Source organism: Streptomyces sp. NPDC032091 (assembly GCF_055580265.1).
Window position 1 is genome coordinate 110,580 of record NZ_JBVILR010000017.1, and the last position, 21,097, is coordinate 131,676.

Consider the following 21,097-nt stretch of genomic DNA (forward strand, 5'->3'; position numbering starts at 1 on the left):
GGGAGTGTCCTGCCCGCCGTACGGGCCGCCACCCCCATGTTCTCACTCAGAGTAATCGTATGATTGCGTGGCGGCGTCGATGAAGGCCCGGATGAGCTCCGGGGACTTCACCCCGCGCTCGCGCTCGACGCCGCTGGAGACGTCCACGCCCCAGGCGCCGGTGGCCCGGACGGCCTCGCGGACGTTGGCCGGGCCGAGCCCGCCGGCCAGCAGCCAGCGCCCCTCCGGGGCCGTGAACTGCGCGGATCCCCAGTTCCAGGGCTTGCCGGAGCCGGGGTCGGGGGCGTCGATCAGCAGCAGGTCCTCGCCGTACTCCCCGCAGCGCGCCACGTGTTCGGCGGTGGCCCGCAGCAGGGTCCGGCCGGGCGCGCGCAGCGCGTCGTAGAACTCGGGGCCCTCGTCGCCGTGGAGCTGCACCCCGCGCACGCCGCTCTCCTCGGTGAGCCGGCGCACCTCCTCCAGGGACTGCCCCCGGAACACCCCGACGGTGAGCACCCGCTCCGGCACCCGCGCGGCGAGCTCGCGCGCCCGCGCGCCGCCGACGGTACGGGGGCTGTTCGGCGCGAGCACGAACCCGACGGCGTGGGCGCCCGCCTCCACCGCCACGTCGACGTCCTCGGGCGCCTTGAGCCCGCAGATCTTGACGAACACGCTCTTCCCGTCGCTCATACCGCCAGTCAACCACCCCGCCCGGAGCTCAAGTCCCGAGGGTCCGAGCGCTCTGTCTGTGGAAAGGGTGGTGGGCGGAGCCCACCACCACCCACCACCCTCCCCAACCGCCGCCCATACCAGCCGTGATGACGATCCGTGACCGGCTTGCCACACAGGGGCATGAAGCCCTACCTTGCGGCTGGAAACGAAAATCGGCCCCCGCCGGTGCGCCAACACCGAACGAGGGCCTGACCAAAAGAGATCGGAAACATCGATCCCCATGGATGACGTTCAGCTTAGTGCTGCCCCGCACCCCCTCGCCAAGCCCGGCTACGGCAAAATCACCGCACCGGAGCAGGCACCCCGCACCGCCCGCGACTTCGCGCACCTCCCGGCCCGGGAGGCGGCCGTCGCCGGGTACGTCGACCGGCTGCCGGACGGCGCCGACATCAGCGTGAAGACCCTCGCCGCCGTCCTGCCCCTGTGGGGCCAGTGCGCCCTGCGCACCGCCCTCAACCGGCTGGCCACCGCCGGGCACCTGCACCGGGTCCGGCAGCGGCTGCCCGGCGAGACCACCCGGTGGGTCACCCGCACCTTCTTCTCCCGCACGCCCCGCGACGGCGCCTGGTGGGCCCGGTTCACCCAGAGGGATGCCCCCGCACCGACCGCCCCGCCGCCACCCGCACAGGTACCCCCGGCCCCGGCCCCGGCCCCCGCCGCCGACGCCGACGCCGACGCGGACGTCCGCCCCGACGCGTACGGCATCCTCGCCTCGCTCGGCCGCGCCGCCCCCGCCCTCGCGCTCTCCAAGGCCGACTGCACGGCCCTCGCCCCGCTCCTCGTACCCTGGCTGGCCCGGGGCGCCACCCCCGACCGCATCCGGCTCGCCCTGACCGCCGGCCTGCCGCCGGTCGTCCACCACCCGGCGGCCCTGCTCCGCAAGCGCCTGGAGTCCAAACTCCCCGCCGCACCACCCGCCCCCGCCCCGGCAGCCCCACCCCCGGCCCGCGCCGAGTGCACCGAATGCCGCGCGCCCGGCCCGCCCGCAGCCTTCACCGACGGCCGCTGCCGCGCCTGCCGCCCCGAAGACCCCCGCCCGCCGGTCTTCACCCCGCCCCTCACCCCGGCCGAGGTCCGCGCCCACGCGACCCGCATCCGCGAAGGGAACCGCCGATGACCAGTCCGCCGCTCCACCGGCGCCGAACACGGGCACCATGGAGTCGAGGAGGCGACCCCATGACCCCCAGCACCGCCGCGCACGCCCAGATGTCCCTGACGGACTTCGAGACACTGGCCCGCCGCGCACCCGAGACGGTCACGCTCGAATTCATCAACGGAAAGCTGGAGGTCAAGTCGGTGCCCGACGGCGACCACGACGAGATCATCATGTGGGTCGCGGACCAGTGCATGGCACACCGCCCCGACCTGCGCCTGTACCGCGAGCGCGGGCTCCGCACCGAGCAGTACCGCAACGGCCGCGCCCGGCCCGATGGTGCACTCGCCCCGCAACGGCACTTCGCCGGGCACGGCGAGTGGTCCGATCCCGCAGGGGTGCTGATGACCGTCGAGGTCACGTCGCACGACCACGACACCGAGGCCCGCGACAGGCGGGAGAAGCGTGACGGTTACGCGCAGGCGGGCATCCCCGTGTTCCTGCTGATCGACCGCGACTGCGACACCGTCACGGTCTACAGCAAGCCGGAAGACGGACGCTACCGTCGGCGGGAGTCCTGCCCCTACGGCGGAACCCTCGCCCTTCCCCAGCCGGTCGGGTTCTCCCTCGCCACCGAGGCGCTCAGGGACTACGCCCACTGACCCCCCGCCCCCGCAAACGCCCGAGGGCGGCACCCCCTCCGCCCGGAAGGGGTGCCGCCCTCGTTCGAGAACAGCCGATCAGCGCGGGGCCGATCAGAAGTCCATGTCACCGCCCGGCATGCCGCCCGGAGCGGCGGCGGCCTTCTCCGGCTTGTCGGCGATGACGGCCTCGGTGGTCAGGAAGAGCGCGGCGATGGACGCGGCGTTCTGCAGCGCGGAGCGCGTGACCTTCGCCGGGTCGATGATGCCCTCGGCGATCATGTCGACGTACTCGCCCGTGGCGGCGTTCAGACCGTGGCCGACGGCCAGGTTGCGCACCTTCTCCACGACGACGCCACCCTCAAGGCCACCGTTGACGGCGATCTGCTTGAGCGGGGCCTCCAGCGCGAGCTTCACGGCGTTGGCGCCGGTCGCCTCGTCACCGGTGAGCTCCAGCTTCTCGAAGACCGAGGAGGCCTGGAGCAGGGCCACGCCACCGCCGGCGACGATGCCCTCTTCGACGGCCGCCTTGGCGTTGCGGACGGCGTCCTCGATGCGGTGCTTGCGCTCCTTGAGCTCGACCTCGGTCGCGGCACCGGCCTTGATGACGGCCACGCCGCCGGCCAGCTTCGCGAGGCGCTCCTGGAGCTTCTCGCGGTCGTAGTCCGAGTCGGAGTTCTCGATCTCGGCGCGGATCTGGTTGACGCGGCCCTGGACCTGGTCGCTGTCACCGGCACCGTCGACGATGGTGGTCTCGTCCTTGGTGATGACGACCTTGCGGGCGCGGCCGAGCAGGTCGAGACCGGCGTTCTCCAGCTTGAGGCCGACCTCCTCGGAGATGACCGTGCCGCCCGTGAGGATGGCGATGTCGCCGAGCATGGCCTTGCGGCGGTCGCCGAAGCCCGGGGCCTTGACGGCGACGGACTTGAAGGTGCCGCGGATCTTGTTGACGACCAGGGTCGACAGGGCCTCGCCCTCGACGTCCTCGGCGATGATCAGCAGCGGCTTGCCGGACTGCATGACCTTCTCCAGGAGCGGCAGCAGGTCCTTGACCGAGCCGATCTTGGAGTTGACGATCAGGATGTACGGGTCGTCGAGGGACGCCTCCATACGCTCCATGTCGGTGGCGAAGTACGCCGAGATGTAGCCCTTGTCGAAGCGCATGCCCTCGGTGAGCTCAAGCTCCAGACCGAAGGTCTGGGACTCCTCGACGGTGATGACGCCTTCCTTGCCGACCTTGTCCATCGCCTCGGCGATGAGCTCGCCGATCTGGGTGTCGGCGGCGGAGATGGAGGCCGTGGAAGCGATCTGCTCCTTGGTCTCGACATCCTTGGCCTGCGCGAGCAGGGCGGCGGAGACGGCCTCGACGGCCTTCTCGATACCGCGCTTGAGCGCCATCGGGTTGGCACCGGCGGCCACGTTGCGCAGACCCTCGCGGACGAGCGCCTGGGCGAGGACGGTGGCGGTGGTCGTACCGTCGCCGGCGACGTCGTCCGTCTTCTTGGCGACTTCCTTGACCAGCTCGGCGCCGATCTTCTCGTACGGGTCCTCGAGCTCGATCTCCTTGGCGATGGAGACGCCGTCGTTGGTGATCGTGGGCGCACCCCACTTCTTCTCAAGGACGACGTTGCGACCCTTGGGGCCAAGGGTGACCTTGACGGCGTCGGCGAGCTGGTTCATGCCACGCTCAAGGCCGCGCCGGGCCTCCTCGTTGAACGAAATGATCTTGGCCATCTGAAGTGGTCCTCCAGGAGGGGTGGATTGCTCCGGACCGCGCCCGCGCCCGCGACGGACGGCCTGCCGACCCGGCGGTTCCTTCCCGCCGGACCCTGCGGGCCTCACCGGCCCGGTCCTCGTCTTGTAGCACTCTCACCCGGAGAGTGCTAACGCCAATGATTAGCACTCGGCCCCCACGAGTGCAAGCGGCTTCGCGTCATGCCGGGCCACCGCGCGCGCCGCGCCGGTGCGGCACATACGTGAGGGGCCCGCATCCCAGTCCAGGATGTGGGCCCCTCACGTGTTGGTGCGTGCGTCGGTGGCCGATCGCGCTTCGACTCAGCCGGCCGCGAGCTTGACCATGTCCGCCTGCGGACCCTTCTGGCCCTGCGAGATCTCGAACTCGACCCGCTGACCCTCTTCAAGGGTGCGGTACCCGTCCATCTGGATGGCGCTGTAGTGGACGAACACATCCGCACCACCGTCGACCGCGATGAAGCCGTAGCCCTTCTCCGCGTTGAACCACTTGACGGTGCCCTGAGCCATGCCTAACTCCCCTATTACTGGCCCTTGCGCAGGTCCGCACTTCGCGGACCCGGGTCAGAACTTGCGCCGGAACGCCTCGACCGGGGCTGAATGTATCTGCACCGCTGCTGTCTGCAACAGGTCATTCCGACGAGAAATCTGGACACGCGCAAACAAGGAAATGGGCTGAAAAGTTGTCCTATTCCTGGGCAAGTCGGGCCAGACAAGCCGCACCAATGCCCCAAAAGGCACGCGCATGTTGACTCAATGTCAACCCTCTCGCGGCCCGCTCATATGCGGCGGGCAAGAACAACGGAGGGGACTTCCCCAACTCTACCGCGCCCAATCAAGCAGAATTGCCCCCTCCGCTTTTAGCGGAGGGGGCAATTCAGATTCGGTCGGGACGTCGGCCGGCTCAGCAGCCGCCCGCGACCGCCGGGATGATCGAGACGCCGGCGCCGTCCGGCGTCGCCGTCTGCAGGCCGCCCTCGAAGCGCACGTCGTCGTCGTTGACGTAGACGTTCACGAAGCGGCGCAGCTTGCCCTGGTCGTCCAGGACGCGCGCGGCGATGCCCGGGTGGTTCGCCTCCAGGGAGTCGATCACCTCGGAGAGGGTCGCGCCCTCGGCCGGGACCTCGGCGGCGCCGCCGGTGTAGGTGCGCAGGATGGTGGGGATGCGGACGTTGACGCTCATGGCGCTACCGCCTTTCCGGGGAGTGCGAGGGAAGGGTCAGGCCAGGCCGGCGGCGCGGAACGCGTCCAGGCTCGGGCGGATGGTGGCGGTCTGGCCGCTGCCGGACACCGCCTCCAGGGTCTTCAGGCCGTCACCGGTGTTCAGGACGACGGTGGTGAGCGAGGGGTCCAGGACCCCGTTCTCGATGAGCTTCTTCGTCACGCCGACGGTCACGCCGCCCGCGGTCTCGGCGAAGATGCCCTCGGTCTGCGCCAGGATCCGGATCGCCTCGACGACCTGCTCGTCGTTGACGTCCTCGACGAAGCCGCCGGTGCGGCGCGCGATGTCGAGCACGTACGGGCCGTCCGCCGGGTTGCCGATGGCCAGGGACTTGGCGATCGTGTTCGGCTTCTGCGGGCGCACCACGTCGTGGCCGGCCTTGAAGGCGGTGGACACCGGGGAACAGCCCTCGGCCTGGGCGCCGAAGATCTTGTACGGCTTGTCCTCGACCAGACCGAGCTTGATCAGCTCCTGCAGACCCTTGTCGATCTTCGTCAGCTGCGAGCCGGACGCGATCGGGATCACGAGCTGGTCGGGCAGCTGCCAGCCGAGCTGCTCGCAGATCTCGTAGGCCAGCGTCTTGGAGCCCTCGCCGTAGTAGGGGCGCAGGTTGACGTTGACGAAGCCCCAGCCCTCGCCCAGCGGGTCGCCGATGAGCTCGGAGCAGAAGCGGTTCACGTCGTCGTAGTTGCCCTCGATGCCGACCAGGTCGCCACCGTAGACACCGGCCATGACGACCTTGCCCTGCTCCAGGTCGTGCGGGATGAACACGCAGGAGCGGAAACCGGCCCGGGCGGCCGCGGCGCCGACGGCGCCGGCGAGGTTGCCGGTGGAGGAGCAGGAGAGGGTGGTGTAGCCGAAGGCGCGGGCGGCCTCGACGGCGATGGCGACGACGCGGTCCTTGAAGGAGTGCGTCGGGTTGCCGGAGTCGTCCTTGACGTAGAGCTTGCCGGTGACGCCCAGCTCCTTGGCCAGGTTCCGCGCGTCCACGAGCTTGGTGAAGCCCGGGTTCAGGCTCGGCTTGGACGCCACGTCCGCGGGGACGGGCAGCAGCGGCGCATAGCGCCAGATGTTGTTCGGGCCGGCCTCGATCGCCGCGCGCAGCGCCTGCGGGTCACCGGTCGGCAGCTCGTAGGCGACCTCCAGCGGACCGAAACACTCGACGCACGCGAAGATGGGGCCGAGCTCGAAACGGGTGCCGCACTCACGACAGGAAAGGCCGGTGGCGGGGCCGAGATCAACGGAACCGGCGGTGTCGGATCCCGGAGCGGCAGAGGTGGCGACAGACTGTGCAGCCATGATGGCGAGGCCCTTTCTCCTCATCTTCCCCATGGCGCACTTCGCCATGAGACGGAATTGGCACCTTCCCTAGCCGGGGCCCCGCGCGAGCGAGAACCGACTGGAGGGTTGCCGGGGCTTCAACGGGCCGTGTCCCTCTGCCCCTCTGGATGAGCGGTATGGCACCGGCACACGCGCTCGATGGCGCGCCGGTGCGTTTGTCACGAGGCCCCCCGGCATGCGGCGGACCTTCGCGTTGTTCAAGACTGTAACCGAAGGGACGGCGGGTTGAGACAGCCGTCCGAACCGCGAGATGGATCACAATTCGGCCGAAATCCGCCGGGTGTGACGCCGCCGAGTAGCCAGGGAGTACCGAGAGTGCTGGATGAGGTGGAGCGCTGGCTGGCCGACCGCTCCTGGTCCGCCGCCGACCGACCGCTCGACCAGCTGCTCGACCGGAAACGGGCGGCCGGGACCACCGTGAGCGTGGTGCTCCCCGCCCTCGACGAGGAGGCCACCGTCGGGGAGATCGTGGCCGTGATCCGGCGCGACCTCATGGACGGCCTGCCCGTCCCCCTGGTGGACGAGCTCGTCGTGGTCGACTCCGGCTCGACCGACCGTACGGCCGAGGTCGCGGCCAAGGCCGGCGCCCGCGTGGTCCACCGGGACGAGATCCTGCCCCGCATCCCCGCCGTCCCCGGCAAGGGCGAGGTGCTGTGGCGCTCGCTGCTGGCCACCACCGGGGAGATCGTCTGCTTCATCGACGCCGACCTGCGCGACTTCTCGTCCGCCTTCGTCTCCGGCATCGTCGGCCCGCTGCTCACCGACCCGCAGGTGCAGTTCGTCAAGGCGATGTACGACCGCCCGCTCGGGGACGCCCCCGGCCAGGGCGGACGGGTGACCGAGCTGGTGGCGCGCCCGCTCCTCAACCTCCACTGGCCGCGGCTGGCCGGCTTCGTCCAGCCCCTGGGCGGTGAGTACGCCGTACGCCGCTCCCTGCTGGAACGCCTGCCCTTCCCCGTCGGGTACGGGGTCGAACTCGGCCTGCTGGTCGACGCGCTGCACACCGTCGGGCTGGACGCGATGGCCCAGGTGGACGTCGGGGTGCGGCTGCACAAGCACCAGAGCGGGCAGGCGCTGGGCCGGATGGCCGCGGCGATCTACCGCACCGCGCAGCTGCGGCTCTCGCGCGGGCACCTCGTACGCCCCGTCCTCACCCAGTTCGAGAGGGGGCCGGACGGGTTCGTTCCGCGGACCCACCCCGTGGACACGGAGGAGCGGCCGCCGATGCTGGAGATCGAGGAGTACGCGGTCCGCCGCGTGGCCTGAGGCGGGGCGGCCCCGCCGCGCGCCATCCGTCCGTACGTGACGAACCGGACAATTCCCGGACGTTTGAGCGAGCGGGCCCCGGGCTAGGTTCGCGGCATGGCTTCTCAGGTACTCGTCGCCGCCAACCGCGGCCCGCTCTCGTACGCCCTCGCCGCCGACGGCGCGCTCAGCGCCCGGCGCGGCGGGGGCGGTCTGGTCTCCGGCCTGTCCGCGGCCCTCGCGGCCCAGCCGGAGGCCCTGTGGATCTGCGCCGCCCTCTCCGACGCCGACCGCGAAGCGGTCCGGCGGGGGGTCTCCGAGCCGGGGGTGCGGATGCTGGACATCGATCCCGCGGTGTACGACGACGCGTACAACGGCATCGCGAACTCGGTGCTCTGGTTCACCCACCACCACCTCTACGACGTCCCCCGCGAACCCGTCTTCGACGCGGAGTTCCGGCGGCGCTGGGACTCGTACACCGCCTACAACCAGGCCTTCGCCGAAGCACTGGCCGAGGAGGCCGCGCCGGGCGCCCGCGTCCTCGTCCAGGACTACCACCTGGCCCTCGTGCCGGGGGCCCTGCGGGAGCTGCGCCCCGACCTGCGGATCGCGCACTTCACCCACACCCCGTGGGCCTCGCCGGACTTCCTGCACATGCTCCCGGACGACATCCGCAGCCGGCTGGTCTGGGGCATGCTCGGCGCCGACCAGCTGGGCTTCCACACCGCGGCCTGGGCCTCCGCCTTCATCAGCGGCGCCACGGTGGACGACGTGCACGGCGTCGCGGACGGCTTCGTCCCCCGCGAGGACCACCAGGGCGGCGTCCACCACCGCCGGCTGACGCAGGACGGCCGGTACGGGGAGGTGCGCTTCACCGGGGTCGGCCAGTACCCGCTCGGCGTCGACGGCGACGACCTGCGGGCCCTGGCCCACCGCCCGGAGGTCGACGAGAAGCTGGCCGCGCTGCGCGCCGAGGTGGGGGACCGCAGGACGATCGTGCGGGTCGACCGCACCGAGCTGTCGAAGAACGTCCTGCGCGGGCTGGCCGCCTACCGGGAGCTGCTGACCGTCCACCCCGAGTGGCGGGGCCGCGTCGTCCACCTGGCCTCCGCCTACCCCTCCCGCCAGGACCTGGAGGTCTACCGCACCTACACGGCCGCGGTCCGGTCCCTGGCGGAGGAGATCAACGCCGAGTTCGGGACGCGGGACTGGGCACCGGTCCTGCTCTCCGTCCAGGACGACTTCGCCCGCTCTCTGGCGGCGTACCGGATGGCGGACGTGGCCCTGATCAACCCGGTCCGGGACGGCATGAACCTGGTCGCCAAGGAGATCCCCGTGGTCTCGGAGGCGGGCTGCGTCCTGGTCCTGTCGACGGGCGCGGGGGCCTACGAGGAACTCCGCCAGGACGCCCTGACGGTCAACCCGTACGACGTCACGGCGACGGCCGAAGCCCTCCACACGGCCCTGTCGATGCCGGAACCGGAACGCACGGAACGCACGAAGCGCCTGGCGGCGGCGGCCACGGCCCTCCCCCCGAAGCTCTGGTTCACGGCCCAACTGGAGGCCCTGGGCTAGCCGGCGACCATCCCGAGCAGCATCACGTCGTGCAGCGGAGCCCCGGGCCACGGGTGGGCGTCACCGACCTTCCGGTACCCCCAGGCCCGGTAGGCCGTCACGGCGGCCTGGTTGTCGGGGTGGACGTTGAGCAGGACGCGTTCGTTGTCGACGGAGGCGAGCAGGGCGTCGTGCAGGCGCCGCGCTACGCCCTGCCGGCGCCAGGCAGCGCGCACGGCGAGTTCCATCAGGCCGAAGGTGCGGTGGCCGTCCTCGCGGCGCACGTCCTCCGGAACCGGCGTGGTGAAGCGGTCCCACCAGTCCGTCTCCGGGCGGAGCGACCACCCGTAGGCCATGCCCACCGGCTCGCCGTCAGCGGTGGTGGCCAGGGCCGCGACGAGGGTGGTCTGAGCACGGAAGCGCTGGAAGGCGGCGAAGACGTTCTCCTCGGTCTCGTAGTACGGGGGGCCGCCGAACACCTCGGCGTAGATCAGACGGAACGAGTCCTCGGCGGCCGTCACGGCCGCACCGTCGAGTCGGCTGATGTCGATCATGTCCGGGCTCTCTCCTCGGTGTGTCGTCCCGCGTACGCCGGATGACGATGCCATCGTCCTGCGGGCTCCCCCTCCCGGACCAGCGCCCGGCCCCTACCCCCGCAGCTCCACCGCCAGCCGGCCCAGGAACGCCGCCACCGCGCCGGGGCCCGGGAGGACCAGGTCGGCTCGGGAGGCGAGTTCCGGGACTTCCGCCGAGCCGCTGCACACCAGGAGCCCCGGCAGGCCCTCCGCCCGGCGCTTTTCGACCGCCGAGTACGCCGCGAGGTCGCCCAGGTCGTCCCCCGCGTACAGGACCGGCCCCGCGTCCCGCTCCCGCAGGAACTCCGTCAGGGCGACGCCCTTGTCCATCCCCGGCGGGCGCAGTTCCAGTACGGCGCGCCCCGGCTCGACGATGAGCCCGTGGCGGGCGGCGAGCTCCGCGAGGGGTTCGCGCAGGGCCTCGAACGCCGCCTCGGGGTCTTCCGCGCGGCGGGTGTGGACGGCCAGCGCGCGGCCCTTCTCCTCGATCCAGGTCCCGCGCCACGCCCCGATGGCGTCGAGGAAGCCGGGCAGCTCGGCCCGTACCGCCGCGACGCCGGGGTGCTCGGCGGGGGCGTGCACGACGCCGGTGACGGCGTCCCACCGCTCGGCCCCGTAGTGGCCGAGGACGACGAGGTGCTCCAGCCCGGGTACCCCGGCGAAGCCGCCGTGGCGCACGGCGACGCCGGCGGGCCGGCCGGTGACGACGGCCACGGCCTCCACCCGGGGCGCGAGTGCGGCGAGCGCGGGCACGGCGTCGGGGTGGGCGCGGGCCTGGTCGGGGTCGGGGACGATGTCGGCGAGGGTGCCGTCGAAGTCGAGGGCGACGACGGCTCTGCCGGGTGTGCGGAGGAGGGCTTCGAGTCCCTCGCGTCCGGCGGCGGTGGCGGGCACGGGCATCGGCGGCTGCTGCGGATGGCTCCCCATGGCACCGACCCTACCGGCGTCACCGGGACGCCGCCCAGACCCCCTCCGCTCGTGATCCACCACCGGCTCCCGGCGGGGCCTACCGCCGGGCCCGCTGGGCCTCGCGGATGCGGCGGAGGCGGTTGACGGTGCCGGGGGCGTGGGCGAGGGCCCGGGGGTCGTCCATGAGGGCGTTGAGCAGCTGGTAGTACCGGACGGGGCTCAGCCCGAGCCCCTCGCGTATCGCGCGCTCCTTGGCACCGGGGCCGGGCCAGCTGCGGCCCTCGTACGCGAGCACGGCCGCCTCGGCGGCGCTCAGCCGGGCCTCGGCCGGCTGCTCTGCCGCCCCGCCCGTCTCACCCGCCTGGCCGCCGTCTGTCATACCGCCACACTAACGCGGCCCACCGACACCGCCCGGCGCGGTGCGGGGGCCGGCTACTTCTCCCCGTCCGCCTTGCGCGCCGAGTCCGCTATGCCTTCGAGGACCTTGGCCGGCTGGCCGCCCGGCTGGACCGCCTTGCCGATGTTCTGCTTGATGTCCTCGCTGACCTGCGCCCAGGACTTCTTGCCCGCCGGGTAGAGGCGGGAGTTGGGCAGGGCGGTGAGGAAGGTGCGCAGCTGGGCGGCCGGGCCGCCGTTCGCGGACTCCATCGCGCGGTAGCCGCTGGTGGTGACGGGCAGGAGGTCGTACTGGTTGGTGAAGGTGGTCACGTTCTTCGCCGAGTACAGCTGGTCGAGGAACTTGCCGGCCTCCTTCTTGTGGCCGTTCTTGAAGGCCATGACCCAGTCCGCGACGCCCATCGTGGAGTGGTCGGTGCCGTCGGCGGTGGGCATGGCGACCATGCCGAACTTCACGCCCTTGCCGGCCGCCTGCTTCAGCAGCGTCGGGTGGCCGTTGAGCATGCCGACCTCGCCCCGGGTGAAGGCGTCGAAGGCGGCCTGGCGGTCGAGCTTGCCGGGTTCGACGGGGCCGGTGAGGCCCTGGCCGACCATCCGGTCGCGGAGGAACTCGAAGGTCTTGACGTTCTCCGCGGAGTCGATCGCGTACGCCTCTTCGTTGTCGGTGTAGCCGCCACCGCCGGAGAGCATCCACATCATCGTCTCGGCCTGGGCCTCCTCGCGGCCCAGGGGCAGGGCGAAGGGGGTGGGGACGCCGGCGGCCTTGAGCTTCTTGGCGGCCGCCTCGACCTCCGCCCAGCTCTTGGGCTGCCAGGGGGTGGAGCCGTCCTTGGGGATGATCCCGGCGTCGCCGAGGAGCTTGGTGTTGTAGAAGAGCAGCCGGGTGCTGGCGACGAACGGCATGCCGTACTGGACGCGGCGGACCTTGCCGGCGTCGGCGAGCGGGGCGAGGAAGTCGGCCTCGGTCTTGACGGACAGCAGTTCGTCGGCGGTGTAGAGCTTGCCGGCCTCGGCGTAGTCGGCGTAGGCGCCGATCTGGGCGATGTCGGGGGCCTTGCCGGCCTTGACCATCGCGGCGACCTTCGCGTCGACCTCCGACCAGGAGTAGACGCTGACCTCGACCTTGACGCCGGGGTTGTCCTTCTCGAAGGCGGTGGCGAGGTTCTTCCAGTAGGCGGCGGAGGAGTTCTGCGGATTGTCTCCGTAGTCGGCCGCCACGACCCGGAGGGTCACCTCGTTGTCCCCGGAGAGGCCCGGCACGGCTCCACAGCCGGTCAGTGTCACGCCGGTCAGCCACAGTGCGGCTCCGGACGCGGCCAGCCTCAGGTAACGGCCCTTCACAGTTCTCGATCCACCCCAGGTTGTACGTACGATCCACGTAAGGTCTACACCACTTTGGCGGCTCCTCCACATCGACGGCGGCCTCGCGGGCGGACTGTTTCCAAACCGTCTCCGGGCGGGGCCCGACCGGCCTTCCGGATTTGTATGGCCGCTCAACAATCCCGCCCAATGGACTAGACCTTTCCCCTCGAAGCACGCGAGACTGTCTTTGTGAAACCCGTGAAACACGTCATCGCCCTCGATGTGGGCGGCACCGGGATGAAGGCCGCCCTCATCGCCGGGGACGGCACCCTGCTGCACGAGGCGCGCCGCGCCACCGGCCGCGAGCGGGGCGCCGAAGCCGTCGTCGAGACGATCCTGGACTTCGCCGCCGAGCTCCTCGTCCTCGGCCGGGAGCGCTTCGGCACGGCCGCCTCGGCCGCCGGGGTGGCCGTCCCCGGCATCGTCGACGCCGAGCGCGGCATCGCCGTGTACGCCGCGAACCTGGGCTGGCGCGACGTACCGATGCGCGAGCTGCTCAGCGCGCGCCTCGGCGGCATCCCGGTGGCCCTGGGCCACGACGTCCGCACGGGCGGGCTCGCCGAGGGCCGCATCGGCGCCGGCCAGGGCGCCGACCGCTTCCTGTTCGTCCCCCTCGGCACCGGCATCGCCGGCGCCATCGGCATCGCCGGCCGCATCGAGGCCGGCGCCCACGGCTACGCCGGGGAGATCGGCCACATCGTGGTCCGCCCGGGCGGCCCCGCCTGCGGGTGCGGCCAGTACGGCTGCCTGGAGACCCTCGCCTCCGCGTCCGCCGTCTCCCGCGCCTGGGCGGCCGCCTCCGGCGATCCCGACGCGGACGCCGCCGACTGCGCCAAGGCCGTGGAGTCCGGCGACGCCCACGCCGCGGAGGTCTGGCTGGCCGCGATCGGCGCGCTCGCCGACGGACTCGTCACCGCGCTCACCCTGCTGGACCCGAGCACGCTGATCATCGGTGGCGGGCTCGCCGAGGCGGGGGAAACCTTGTTCACACCACTGCGGACGGCCGTCGGGGAACGCGTGACGTTCCAGCGGCTGCCCGAGATCGTTCCGGCCGCCCTCGGGGACACCGCCGGATGCCTGGGCGCAGGGCTGCTCGCCTGGGACCTACTCGCCACGGAGGTACCTGCCTGATGTCCGGACGCGCACACAGCACCGTTCTCTCCGGCGCCAGGGTGGTGCTGCCGACCGGCATCGTGGCGGGCGGCCGCGTCATCGTCGAGGGCACCCGGATCGCGGGCAGCGCCCACGAGGACTCCGCGCTGGTGGACCTCTCCGGGCACTGGATCGTCCCCGGCTTCGTGGACATGCACAACCACGGCGGCGGCGGCGCCTCCTTCACCTCCGGCACCGCCGAGGACGTCCTCACCGGCGTACGGACGCACCGCGAGCACGGCACCACCACCCTCGTCGCCTCCACCGTCACCGGCGACCTCGACGAGCTGGCCCGCCGCGCCGCGCTGCTCGCCGAGCTCACGCAGCAGGGCGAGATCGCCGGCATCCACTTCGAGGGCCCGTTCATCAACCCCTGCCGCAAGGGCGCGCACAAGGAGGACCTGCTGCGCGACCCCGACCCGGCCGAGGTCCGCAAGCTGGTCGACGCCGCGCACGGCGCCGCCCGCATGGTCACCCTCGCCACCGAGCTCCCGGGCGGGCTGGAATCCGTACGCCTGCTCGCCGAGCACGGCGTCATCGCGGCGATCGGCCACACGGACTCCACGTACGACCAGACGCGCCAGGCCATCGACGCGGGCGCGACCGTCGCCACCCACCTCTACAACGCGATGCCCCGCCTGGAACACCGCGCGCCCGGCCCGATCGCGGCGCTGCTGGAGGACGAACGGGTCACCGTCGAGCTGATCAACGACGGCACGCACCTGCACCCGGCGATGCTGGAGCTGGCCTTCCACCACGCGGGCGCCCACCGGGTCGCGCTGATCACGGACGCGATGGACGCGGCCGGGTTCGGTGACGGCACCTACCACCTGGGCCCGCTGGAGGTCGAGGTCAAGGAGGGGGTCGCCCGGCTGGTGGAGGGCGGCTCCATCGCGGGCTCCACGCTCACCCTGGACACCGCCTTCAAGCGGTCGGTGAGCGTCGACCGACTGCCCGTCGAGTCGGTGGTGCAGGCGATCTCCGCCAACCCGGCGAAGCTGCTCGGCCTCTACGACGAGGTGGGCTCGTTGGAGCCCGGCAAGTACGCCGACCTGGTGGTCCTGGATGCGGAGTTCGACGTCAAGGGCGTCATGCGACGGGGCGAATGGGTCGTCAGCCCGCTGGGCTGAACCGGCCTTTCAGCCGTACGGACGCGCGGCGGCCGACCCGGAGGACTGGGCTGGCCGCCCTCCATTTGGCATGATCCCGGCACACACCAAGACCGGGACTGGCCATGATCCTCACCGTCACGCTCAACACCGCGCTCGACGTCACCCACCGGGTGCCGCGACTGCTGCCGCACACCTCCCACCGGGTCTCCGCCGTCACCGAACGGGCGGGCGGCAAGGGGCTGAACGTGGCCCGGGTCCTCGCCGCGCTCGGCCACGAGGTGACGGCGACGGGCTTCGCGGGCGGCCCGTCGGGCGCGCTCGTACGGGAGCTGCTGGCCGGCTCCCGCGGCGTGGTGGACGCCCTCGTCCCCTGCGCCGGCACCACCCGGCGCACGCTGGCCGTCGTCGACGAAAGCTCCGGCGACACCACCCAGTTCAACGAGCCGGGCCCGCAGATCACGGCCGCCGAATGGACGGCGTTCCTCGGCCGGTACACCGAACTCGTCTCCGGGGCCCGGGCGGTGGCCCTGTGCGGCAGCCTGCCGCCGGGCGTGCCGGTGGGGGCGTACGCGGTCCTGGTACGGGCGGCCCGCGCGGCCGGCGCCCCCGTCCTCCTCGACACCAGCGGCGAGGCCCTGCGCCGCGGGGTCGCCGCCCGGCCGGAGATCATCAAGCCGAACGCGGCGGAGCTGGCCGAGCTGACGGGCTCGCGCGACCCGCTCCCCGCCACCCGCGACGCCCGCCGCCGGGGCGCGCACGCGGTGGTGACCTCCCTGGGCCCCGAGGGCCTCCTGGCCGCCACCCCCGACGGCACCTGGCAGGCAACCCCGCCCCGCACCCTGCGCGGCAACCCGACGGGCGCGGGCGACTCGGCGGTGGCGGGCCTGCTGTCCGCCCTGACGGAAGCCCTCCCCTGGCCGGACCGCCTCACCCGCGCGGTGGCCCTCGCGACGGCCACGGTCCACGCCCCCACGGCGGGAGAGTTCGACCCCCGCACCTACGCGGAGGTACGGGGGTCGGTGAAGGTCACGGCCGTCCCGGCGGGCGGGCGGTGAGCAGGCGGGTCAGCCTCGTTCCAGCCAGAGCTGGTCGATGTTGATCTCGCACTGGTTGCCCGTCTCGCACGAGATCTTGACGGTGTTGGAGCCCTTCTTCAGCTGCACCAGCGAGTAGGTGTTCGTCCAGCCCCACTCGCCCGGCTTGGCCAGGGCGAAGTTCTTCATGTTTATCGGGCGGTCCTGCTTGTCGCCGTTGACGGTCAGCGTGGTGCTCGCGTCCTTGCCCGGCACCGCGTAGGTCATCTTGAGCTTGTACTGGCCGTCCTTGGGGACGTCCAGGGTCCAGGTGACCGCCGCGCCCGTCTGGTTGAAGTTGCCGACGTACTGGCCGCCCGCGCTCTTCGCCCCCGGCACGGTCGTCTGGAGCGTCGCGCCACCGGTGAGCGCCATGCCGGCGCCCGAGGCGTCCGCCTTCGGCAGCGGGCTCTGCGAAGGCTCCGGCGAGGCGCTCGGCTCCGGGGAACCGTCGGGCTGCGAGGGGGCGACCGACTGGGACGGGCCCTTCGTCTGGTTCTTCTTGTCGTCGTCCTTGTTGCCGAAGGTCAGCGCGGCTCCGATGCCGATCGCCACCGCCGCCACCACCGCGACCGCCGCGATCAGCAGGCCCTTGCGGCTGGAGCCCCCGCCGCCGCCCGCGCGACCGCGGCCGCCCGGGTGGGTCATCTGCTGGGTCTGGTGCTGCGGGGCCGGCTGCTGGGGGACGCCGTAGCCGCTGGCCTGGAGGGCTTCGGGGGCCTGGTACTGGGCCTGGTAGGCCTGCGGCGGCTGCTGCTGCTGCGGGACGGCGCCGCGCTGGCCGCCGTAGGTCCGCTCGCCGACCGTGCGCACCTGGTTGTACGAGGTGCGGGGGACCCCGGGCTGCGCGCCGGGCTGCCCTCCGACCGCGGGGCCGGGGTAGCCGTATCCGCCGCCCTGACCGGGCGGGGTGGCTCCGGCGGCCTGGCCGTCCGCGTAGAGGTATCCGAACGGGTCGTCGTCCTCGGGCTGGTTCGCCCCACCGTGCGGGCCGTTGTTCGCGGGCGTCGTCATCGCAGGTCACTCCTTTCGACCCACGGGAGCCTACCCCGAACACGTGCTCCCACGGGTGGCCGATCCGATCACCCGGCCCGGCGGTGGGCCTTGGAGCGGGACCTCTTCTCGATGTACATCCGCTGGTCGGCGGAGCGCAGCACCTCGTCCGCCGACATCCCGCAGCTGGCCCAGCCGATGCCGAAACTCGCCCCGACGCGCACGGCCCGCCCGTCCACCCGGATCGGCGGGATGATCGCGTTGCGCAGCCGGACGGCGAGGTCGGCGGCGTCGGCGGCGCCCAGGCCGTCGGCGAGGACGACGAACTCGTCACCGCCGAGCCGGGCGACGGTGTCCCCGTCCCGGACGCACGTGGTCAGCCGGCGGGCCACCTCGATCAGGACGGCGTCGCCCGTGTGGTGCCCGAACCGGTCGTTGATCGACTTGAAGCCGTCGAGGTCGCAGAAGAGCACCGCGAGGCCCTTGGTGCCGTCGTCGATGTCCGAGGCGGGGGCCGCGGTGTGCACGTGGTGGTCGTACGGCCCCTCGGGCTGTCCGGGGAAGCCGGGGGCGAAGTCGAAGCCCTCGCCGGGTGCCGGTCCCGCCACGGGGGCGGCGAAGCCGTCGTAGCCGTGCTCGCCGGGGCCGACACCCTCCGGCCGGCCCTCGAAGGCCGCGTCCAGCGCCTCCACCGCGCCGGCCCGCACGGACTGGGGCCGCCGGCACAGCCGTGCGCCGAGCCGGGCGCGCAGCTCGGCGCTGTTGGGCAGGCCGGTGAGGGAGTCGTGGCTGGCGCGGTGCGCGAGCTGGAGTTCGTGCCGCTTGCGCTCCTCGATGTCCTCGACGTGCGTGAGCAGGAACCGGGGCCCGTCGGCGGCGTCGGCGACGACCGAGTTGCGCAGCGAGACCCACACGTACGTCCCGTCGCGCCGCCCCAGCCGCAGCTCGGCCCGGCCGCCCTCGGCGGAGGTGCGCAGCAGGGTGCCGATGTCCTCGGGGTGGACGAGGTCGGAGAAGGAGTAGCGGCGCAGCACGGAGGCGGGCCGCCCGAGCAGCCGGCAGAGGGCGTCGTTGGTGCGCAGCAGCCGCCCGTGCTGGTCGCCGCCCATCTCGGCGATGGCCATGCCGCTGGGCGCGTACTCGAAGGCCTGCCGGAACGACTCCTCGCTGGCCCGCAGCGCCTGCTGCTCGCGCTCCAGCCGCACCAGGGCCCGCTGCATGTTCGCGCGCAGCCGCGCGTTGCTGATCGCAATGGCCGCCTGGAAGGCGTACATCTGGAGCGCCTCGCGCCCCCAGGCGCCGGGGCGGCGCCCGTTGCGCGGTCTGTCCACCGAGATGACACCCAGAAGTTCCCCGCCGGTCGCATACATCGGGGCGTAGAGCCGGTCCTCGGGGTGCCACTCGTCCTCGAAGCGCGGATCGGGTCCGTCGGTGTGCCACTGGGGGACGTCGTCCTCCAGCAGGACCCAGCCCTCAGTGTGCGGGATGAAGCGCAGGCCGTCCCAGTCCTGGCCCATGGTCAGACGGCGCTCCCAGGCGGCGCGGGAGCCGACGCGGCCGGTGATCAGGGCTTCGGCGGCGGGGTCGCCGGCGAAGGCGGCGACGACGAGATCCCCGTCAGGGCGTACGAGGTTGACACAGGCGAGTTCGTAGCCGAGGCCGCGCACGATGCCGTCCACGACGGTCTGCAGAGTGTCCGCCAGGCTCCGGGCCGTGTTGAGCTCGGCCACCACCTGGTGCAGCTGCCGCAGGGTCGCAAGACGGACGTACGGCTCCGACTCGGTCTCCATTGCTCGCTCTCCCCGAGACCTCGACAGCAACTCCAGGTTTGTCATCGGCGTTTCGTTGCGGTGTCCCGTCCACTGAATCACAGTGAGCTGTGCGGCAGGTACACAGGGTCAACAAATCTTGGCCTCTGTGACTCAAGTCACATGAGATGAATAATGCTACGGCGCAGGCGCGTTGAGGACGAGGGGCCCTCCCCCGCCTTCCCACGCGCAAACGATACGCCCGGGCCTAGGCCCAGCGGCGGGGACGCGGCTCGGACCAGCGCCCGATGTGCGGCGCGCGGAGACCGGACTAGCGTGCGGTACGTGCCGAAGACGACCCCCGCACCCCAGCCTTACACCCCCGACAGCCCCTTCTCCCCCCATCCTGAGGGGGTGAGCAACGACGAGTTCCGCGCCGCCATGTCCCGGCTGGCGGCGGGCGTGTGCCTGATCACCGCCCATGAACCGCCCCTGACCGCCGAGGGGCCGCGCGGCGAGGACGTGGGCATGACGGCCACCGCGTTCATGTCGGTGTCCCTGGACCCGCCGCTGGTCCTGGTCAGCGTCCGCGAGGGCTCCCGGATGGACGACCTGCTGGCGGAGCAGCCGCTGTGGGCGGTCTCGCTCCTCGCGGAGAACCAGCTCCAGGTGGCCGGCCGGTTCTCGATGAAGGGCCGCATCAGCGACCGGCTGCTCTTCGCCGACCTCGCCTACGAGCGGGGCGCCGCCTCGGGGGCCCCGCTGCTCTCGGGGGCCCTGGCCACCCTGGAGTGCCGCACGACCTCCCGGGTCCCGGCGGGCGACCACACGCTGGTCATCGGGCACGTCCTGACGGCCGCGTTCCCGTCACCGGACGCCCAGCCCCTGACGTACTTCCGCGGCCGCTACCGCCACCTGCTGCCGTAGCCCACCGGAAGCGGACGGGTGATGCGGCCGGGCGGCCGGGGTGGACGGGCGGACAGGGCGGACGGCCGGGCAGCCCGGGCCGGGGCCTACCAGTCCCGCGAGCTGCGCCCCCGCTTCGTCTCCGACCGCGCCTTCTTCTCCCTCAGCCGCCGCTCGTTGATCCCGCGCGGGATCTTCGTCGCCCGCCGGGCCTTCGGCGGGGCCGCCGTCGCCTCCGCCAGCACCGCCGCCATCCGGACCAGCGCCATCTCCCGGTTGCGGTACTGCGACCGGTGCTCGGACGCCCGCACCGTCAGCACCCCGTCCACCAGCCGGCCCGCGAGCCGCTCCAGCGCCCGCTCCTTCCACACCTCCGGCAGCGCCTTCGTCGCGGCGACGTCGAACAGCAGCTCCACCCGCGAGTCCGAGGTGTTGACGTGCTGCCCGCCCGGCCCGGAGGAACGCGAGAACCGCCAGGCGAGCTCCGCCTCGGGGAGCACGACCGCACCGCGGATGACATAGGGACCAGGCATGCCCCCTATGATCCGCCCCCGCCCCTCCCCCGTCACCCTCATTTCCCGCCCCGGCCGCCGCCCCGGAAACCCCCCTGGAACCTCCGTGCCCCCTCCCCGCGTTATGAAGGGCAGCGGTAGCTTGACCCCACATCGGGCTCACGCACCCGGAATGACGAGGAAGGACACCAGTCACATGGCAGTAAGCCTGTCCAAGGGCGGCAACATCTCGCTCTCGAAGGAGGCCCCCGGCCTCAGCGCCGTCACGGTCGGCCTCGGCTGGGACGTCCGTACGACGACCGGTGTCGACTTCGACCTCGACGCCTCGGCCATCGCGGTCGACGCGACGGGCAAGGTCGTCTCCGACGGCCACTTCGTCTTCTTCAACAACAAGTCCACCCCGGACCAGACCATCGTCCACACCGGCGACAACCGCACCGGTGAGGGCTCGGGCGACGACGAGTCCATCAAGGTCAACCTCGCCGGCCTGCCCGCCGCCGTGGACAAGATCGTCTTCCCGGTCTCCATCTACGACGCCGACTCCCGCAGCCAGAACTTCGGCCAGGTCCGCAACGCGTACATCCGCGTCGTCAACCAGGCCGGCGGCGCCGAGATCGCCCGCTACGACCTCTCCGAGGACGCCGCCACCGAAACCGCCATGGTCTTCGGCGAGCTCTACCGCAACGGCACCGAGTGGAAGTTCCGCGCCGTCGGCCAGGGCTACGCCTCCGGCCTCACCGGCATCGCCCAGGACTTCGGCGTCAACGTCTGAGACCGCCACGGCCGAGCCCCTTCCCCGG

The 21,097-nt window shown here is 72.2% G+C and carries 21 protein-coding genes and 1 riboswitch; of the genes, 9 read left to right on the forward strand and 12 right to left on the reverse strand.

The window, feature by feature from the left end:
- Nucleotides 1–42: 42 nt before the first annotated feature.
- Entirely contained in the window at nucleotides 43–669 is a 627-nt protein-coding gene (locus tag ACZ5NJ_RS25585; protein ID WP_468767533.1) for a phosphoribosylanthranilate isomerase, read from the reverse strand.
- 262 nt (nucleotides 670–931) lie between these two features.
- Here ACZ5NJ_RS25585 and ACZ5NJ_RS25590 point away from each other — a divergent pair, with 262 nt between their 5' ends.
- Nucleotides 932–1,828: a hypothetical protein gene (locus ACZ5NJ_RS25590; protein WP_468767534.1), complete on the forward strand. Its 897-nt coding sequence runs from the start codon at nucleotides 932–934 to the stop codon at nucleotides 1,826–1,828.
- Between the two features lie 59 nt (nucleotides 1,829–1,887).
- Nucleotides 1,888–2,466, forward strand: coding sequence for a Uma2 family endonuclease (locus ACZ5NJ_RS25595; protein WP_468767535.1), 579 nt, complete (start codon nucleotides 1,888–1,890; stop codon nucleotides 2,464–2,466).
- Nucleotides 2,467–2,559: 93 nt separating this feature from the next.
- Here ACZ5NJ_RS25595 and groL read toward each other — a convergent pair whose 3' ends face one another.
- From groL to thrC, 4 genes are all read right to left on the reverse strand, one after another.
- Nucleotides 2,560–4,179: a chaperonin GroEL gene (gene groL / locus ACZ5NJ_RS25600; protein ID WP_045950713.1), complete on the reverse strand. Its 1,620-nt coding sequence runs from the start codon at nucleotides 4,177–4,179 to the stop codon at nucleotides 2,560–2,562.
- A gap of 321 nt (nucleotides 4,180–4,500) precedes the next feature.
- On the reverse strand, nucleotides 4,501–4,707 hold the full coding sequence (locus ACZ5NJ_RS25605; protein WP_008743607.1) for a cold-shock protein: 207 nt from the start codon (nucleotides 4,705–4,707) through the stop codon (nucleotides 4,501–4,503).
- A gap of 394 nt (nucleotides 4,708–5,101) precedes the next feature.
- Nucleotides 5,102–5,380, reverse strand: coding sequence for a ubiquitin-like small modifier protein 1 (locus ACZ5NJ_RS25610; protein ID WP_385874960.1), 279 nt, complete (start codon nucleotides 5,378–5,380; stop codon nucleotides 5,102–5,104).
- Between the two features lie 36 nt (nucleotides 5,381–5,416).
- Nucleotides 5,417–6,742: a threonine synthase gene (gene thrC / locus ACZ5NJ_RS25615; protein WP_468767536.1), complete on the reverse strand. Its 1,326-nt coding sequence runs from the start codon at nucleotides 6,740–6,742 to the stop codon at nucleotides 5,417–5,419.
- A riboswitch (SAM riboswitch) is annotated at nucleotides 6,736–6,874 on the reverse strand. (Overlaps the previous gene by 7 nt.)
- Before the next feature lie 201 nt (nucleotides 6,875–7,075).
- On the opposite strand from thrC, the gene ACZ5NJ_RS25620 reads away from it, so the two are divergent.
- Together ACZ5NJ_RS25620 and ACZ5NJ_RS25625 are read left to right on the forward strand one after the other, a co-directional pair.
- Nucleotides 7,076–8,026 (forward strand): glucosyl-3-phosphoglycerate synthase, encoded by a 951-nt coding sequence (locus tag ACZ5NJ_RS25620; protein ID WP_468767537.1) that lies wholly within the window; start codon nucleotides 7,076–7,078, stop codon nucleotides 8,024–8,026.
- Nucleotides 8,027–8,122: 96 nt separating this feature from the next.
- Nucleotides 8,123–9,580: an alpha,alpha-trehalose-phosphate synthase (UDP-forming) gene (locus ACZ5NJ_RS25625; RefSeq protein ID WP_468767538.1), complete on the forward strand. Its 1,458-nt coding sequence runs from the start codon at nucleotides 8,123–8,125 to the stop codon at nucleotides 9,578–9,580.
- On the opposite strand, the gene ACZ5NJ_RS25630 is transcribed toward ACZ5NJ_RS25625, so the two are convergent.
- From ACZ5NJ_RS25630 to ACZ5NJ_RS25645, 4 genes are all read right to left on the reverse strand, one after another.
- Complete coding sequence (locus ACZ5NJ_RS25630; RefSeq protein WP_468767539.1) at nucleotides 9,577–10,113, reverse strand: GNAT family N-acetyltransferase; 537 nt, start codon at nucleotides 10,111–10,113, stop codon at nucleotides 9,577–9,579. The two genes, ACZ5NJ_RS25625 and ACZ5NJ_RS25630, sit on opposite strands and share 4 nt — an antisense overlap.
- A gap of 93 nt (nucleotides 10,114–10,206) precedes the next feature.
- Nucleotides 10,207–11,061 carry a trehalose-phosphatase gene (gene otsB, locus ACZ5NJ_RS25635; protein ID WP_468767540.1) on the reverse strand — a complete coding sequence of 285 codons (855 nt, stop codon included), beginning with the start codon at nucleotides 11,059–11,061 and terminating at the stop codon, nucleotides 10,207–10,209.
- Nucleotides 11,062–11,140: 79 nt separating this feature from the next.
- Entirely contained in the window at nucleotides 11,141–11,422 is a 282-nt protein-coding gene (locus ACZ5NJ_RS25640; protein WP_468767541.1) for a DUF3263 domain-containing protein, read from the reverse strand.
- A gap of 53 nt (nucleotides 11,423–11,475) precedes the next feature.
- A complete protein-coding gene (locus ACZ5NJ_RS25645) occupies nucleotides 11,476–12,780 on the reverse strand; it encodes an extracellular solute-binding protein (RefSeq protein WP_468767542.1) in 1,305 nt (434 codons plus the stop codon).
- 219 nt (nucleotides 12,781–12,999) lie between these two features.
- Here ACZ5NJ_RS25645 and ACZ5NJ_RS25650 point away from each other — a divergent pair, with 219 nt between their 5' ends.
- The 3 genes from ACZ5NJ_RS25650 to ACZ5NJ_RS25660 all read left to right on the forward strand — a co-directional run bounded on the left by ACZ5NJ_RS25650 (nucleotide 13,000) and on the right by ACZ5NJ_RS25660 (nucleotide 16,120).
- Nucleotides 13,000–13,932, forward strand: coding sequence for an ROK family protein (locus tag ACZ5NJ_RS25650; protein WP_468767649.1), 933 nt, complete (start codon nucleotides 13,000–13,002; stop codon nucleotides 13,930–13,932).
- Entirely contained in the window at nucleotides 13,932–15,083 is a 1,152-nt protein-coding gene (gene nagA / locus ACZ5NJ_RS25655) for an N-acetylglucosamine-6-phosphate deacetylase (protein WP_468767543.1), read from the forward strand. The genes ACZ5NJ_RS25650 and nagA overlap by 1 nt, the downstream gene beginning before the upstream one ends.
- Nucleotides 15,084–15,187: 104 nt before the next feature.
- The gene (locus tag ACZ5NJ_RS25660) at nucleotides 15,188–16,120 is read left to right on the forward strand and encodes a 1-phosphofructokinase family hexose kinase (RefSeq protein ID WP_468767544.1); all 933 of its coding nucleotides are present in this window, start codon (nucleotides 15,188–15,190) and stop codon (nucleotides 16,118–16,120) included.
- A gap of 9 nt (nucleotides 16,121–16,129) precedes the next feature.
- Here ACZ5NJ_RS25660 and ACZ5NJ_RS25665 read toward each other — a convergent pair whose 3' ends face one another.
- Together ACZ5NJ_RS25665 and cdgB are read right to left on the reverse strand one after the other, a co-directional pair.
- A complete protein-coding gene (locus tag ACZ5NJ_RS25665) occupies nucleotides 16,130–17,152 on the reverse strand; it encodes a CBM35 domain-containing protein (protein WP_468767546.1) in 1,023 nt (340 codons plus the stop codon).
- A 68-nt stretch (nucleotides 17,153–17,220) separates the two neighbouring features.
- The gene (gene cdgB / locus ACZ5NJ_RS25670) at nucleotides 17,221–18,921 is read right to left on the reverse strand and encodes a diguanylate cyclase CdgB (RefSeq protein ID WP_468767548.1); all 1,701 of its coding nucleotides are present in this window, start codon (nucleotides 18,919–18,921) and stop codon (nucleotides 17,221–17,223) included.
- Between the two features lie 303 nt (nucleotides 18,922–19,224).
- Here cdgB and ACZ5NJ_RS25675 point away from each other — a divergent pair, with 303 nt between their 5' ends.
- Nucleotides 19,225–19,806 carry a flavin reductase family protein gene (locus tag ACZ5NJ_RS25675; protein WP_468767550.1) on the forward strand — a complete coding sequence of 194 codons (582 nt, stop codon included), beginning with the start codon at nucleotides 19,225–19,227 and terminating at the stop codon, nucleotides 19,804–19,806.
- Between the two features lie 86 nt (nucleotides 19,807–19,892).
- Here the strand turns inward: ACZ5NJ_RS25675 and arfB are convergent, their stop codons facing one another.
- Nucleotides 19,893–20,318 (reverse strand): alternative ribosome rescue aminoacyl-tRNA hydrolase ArfB, encoded by a 426-nt coding sequence (arfB, locus tag ACZ5NJ_RS25680; RefSeq protein WP_468767551.1) that lies wholly within the window; start codon nucleotides 20,316–20,318, stop codon nucleotides 19,893–19,895.
- 175 nt (nucleotides 20,319–20,493) lie between these two features.
- Between arfB and ACZ5NJ_RS25685 the strand changes: the two genes are divergently transcribed.
- Nucleotides 20,494–21,069 carry a TerD family protein gene (locus ACZ5NJ_RS25685; RefSeq protein WP_468767553.1) on the forward strand — a complete coding sequence of 192 codons (576 nt, stop codon included), beginning with the start codon at nucleotides 20,494–20,496 and terminating at the stop codon, nucleotides 21,067–21,069.
- The last annotated feature ends 28 nt before the right edge of the window (nucleotides 21,070–21,097 follow it).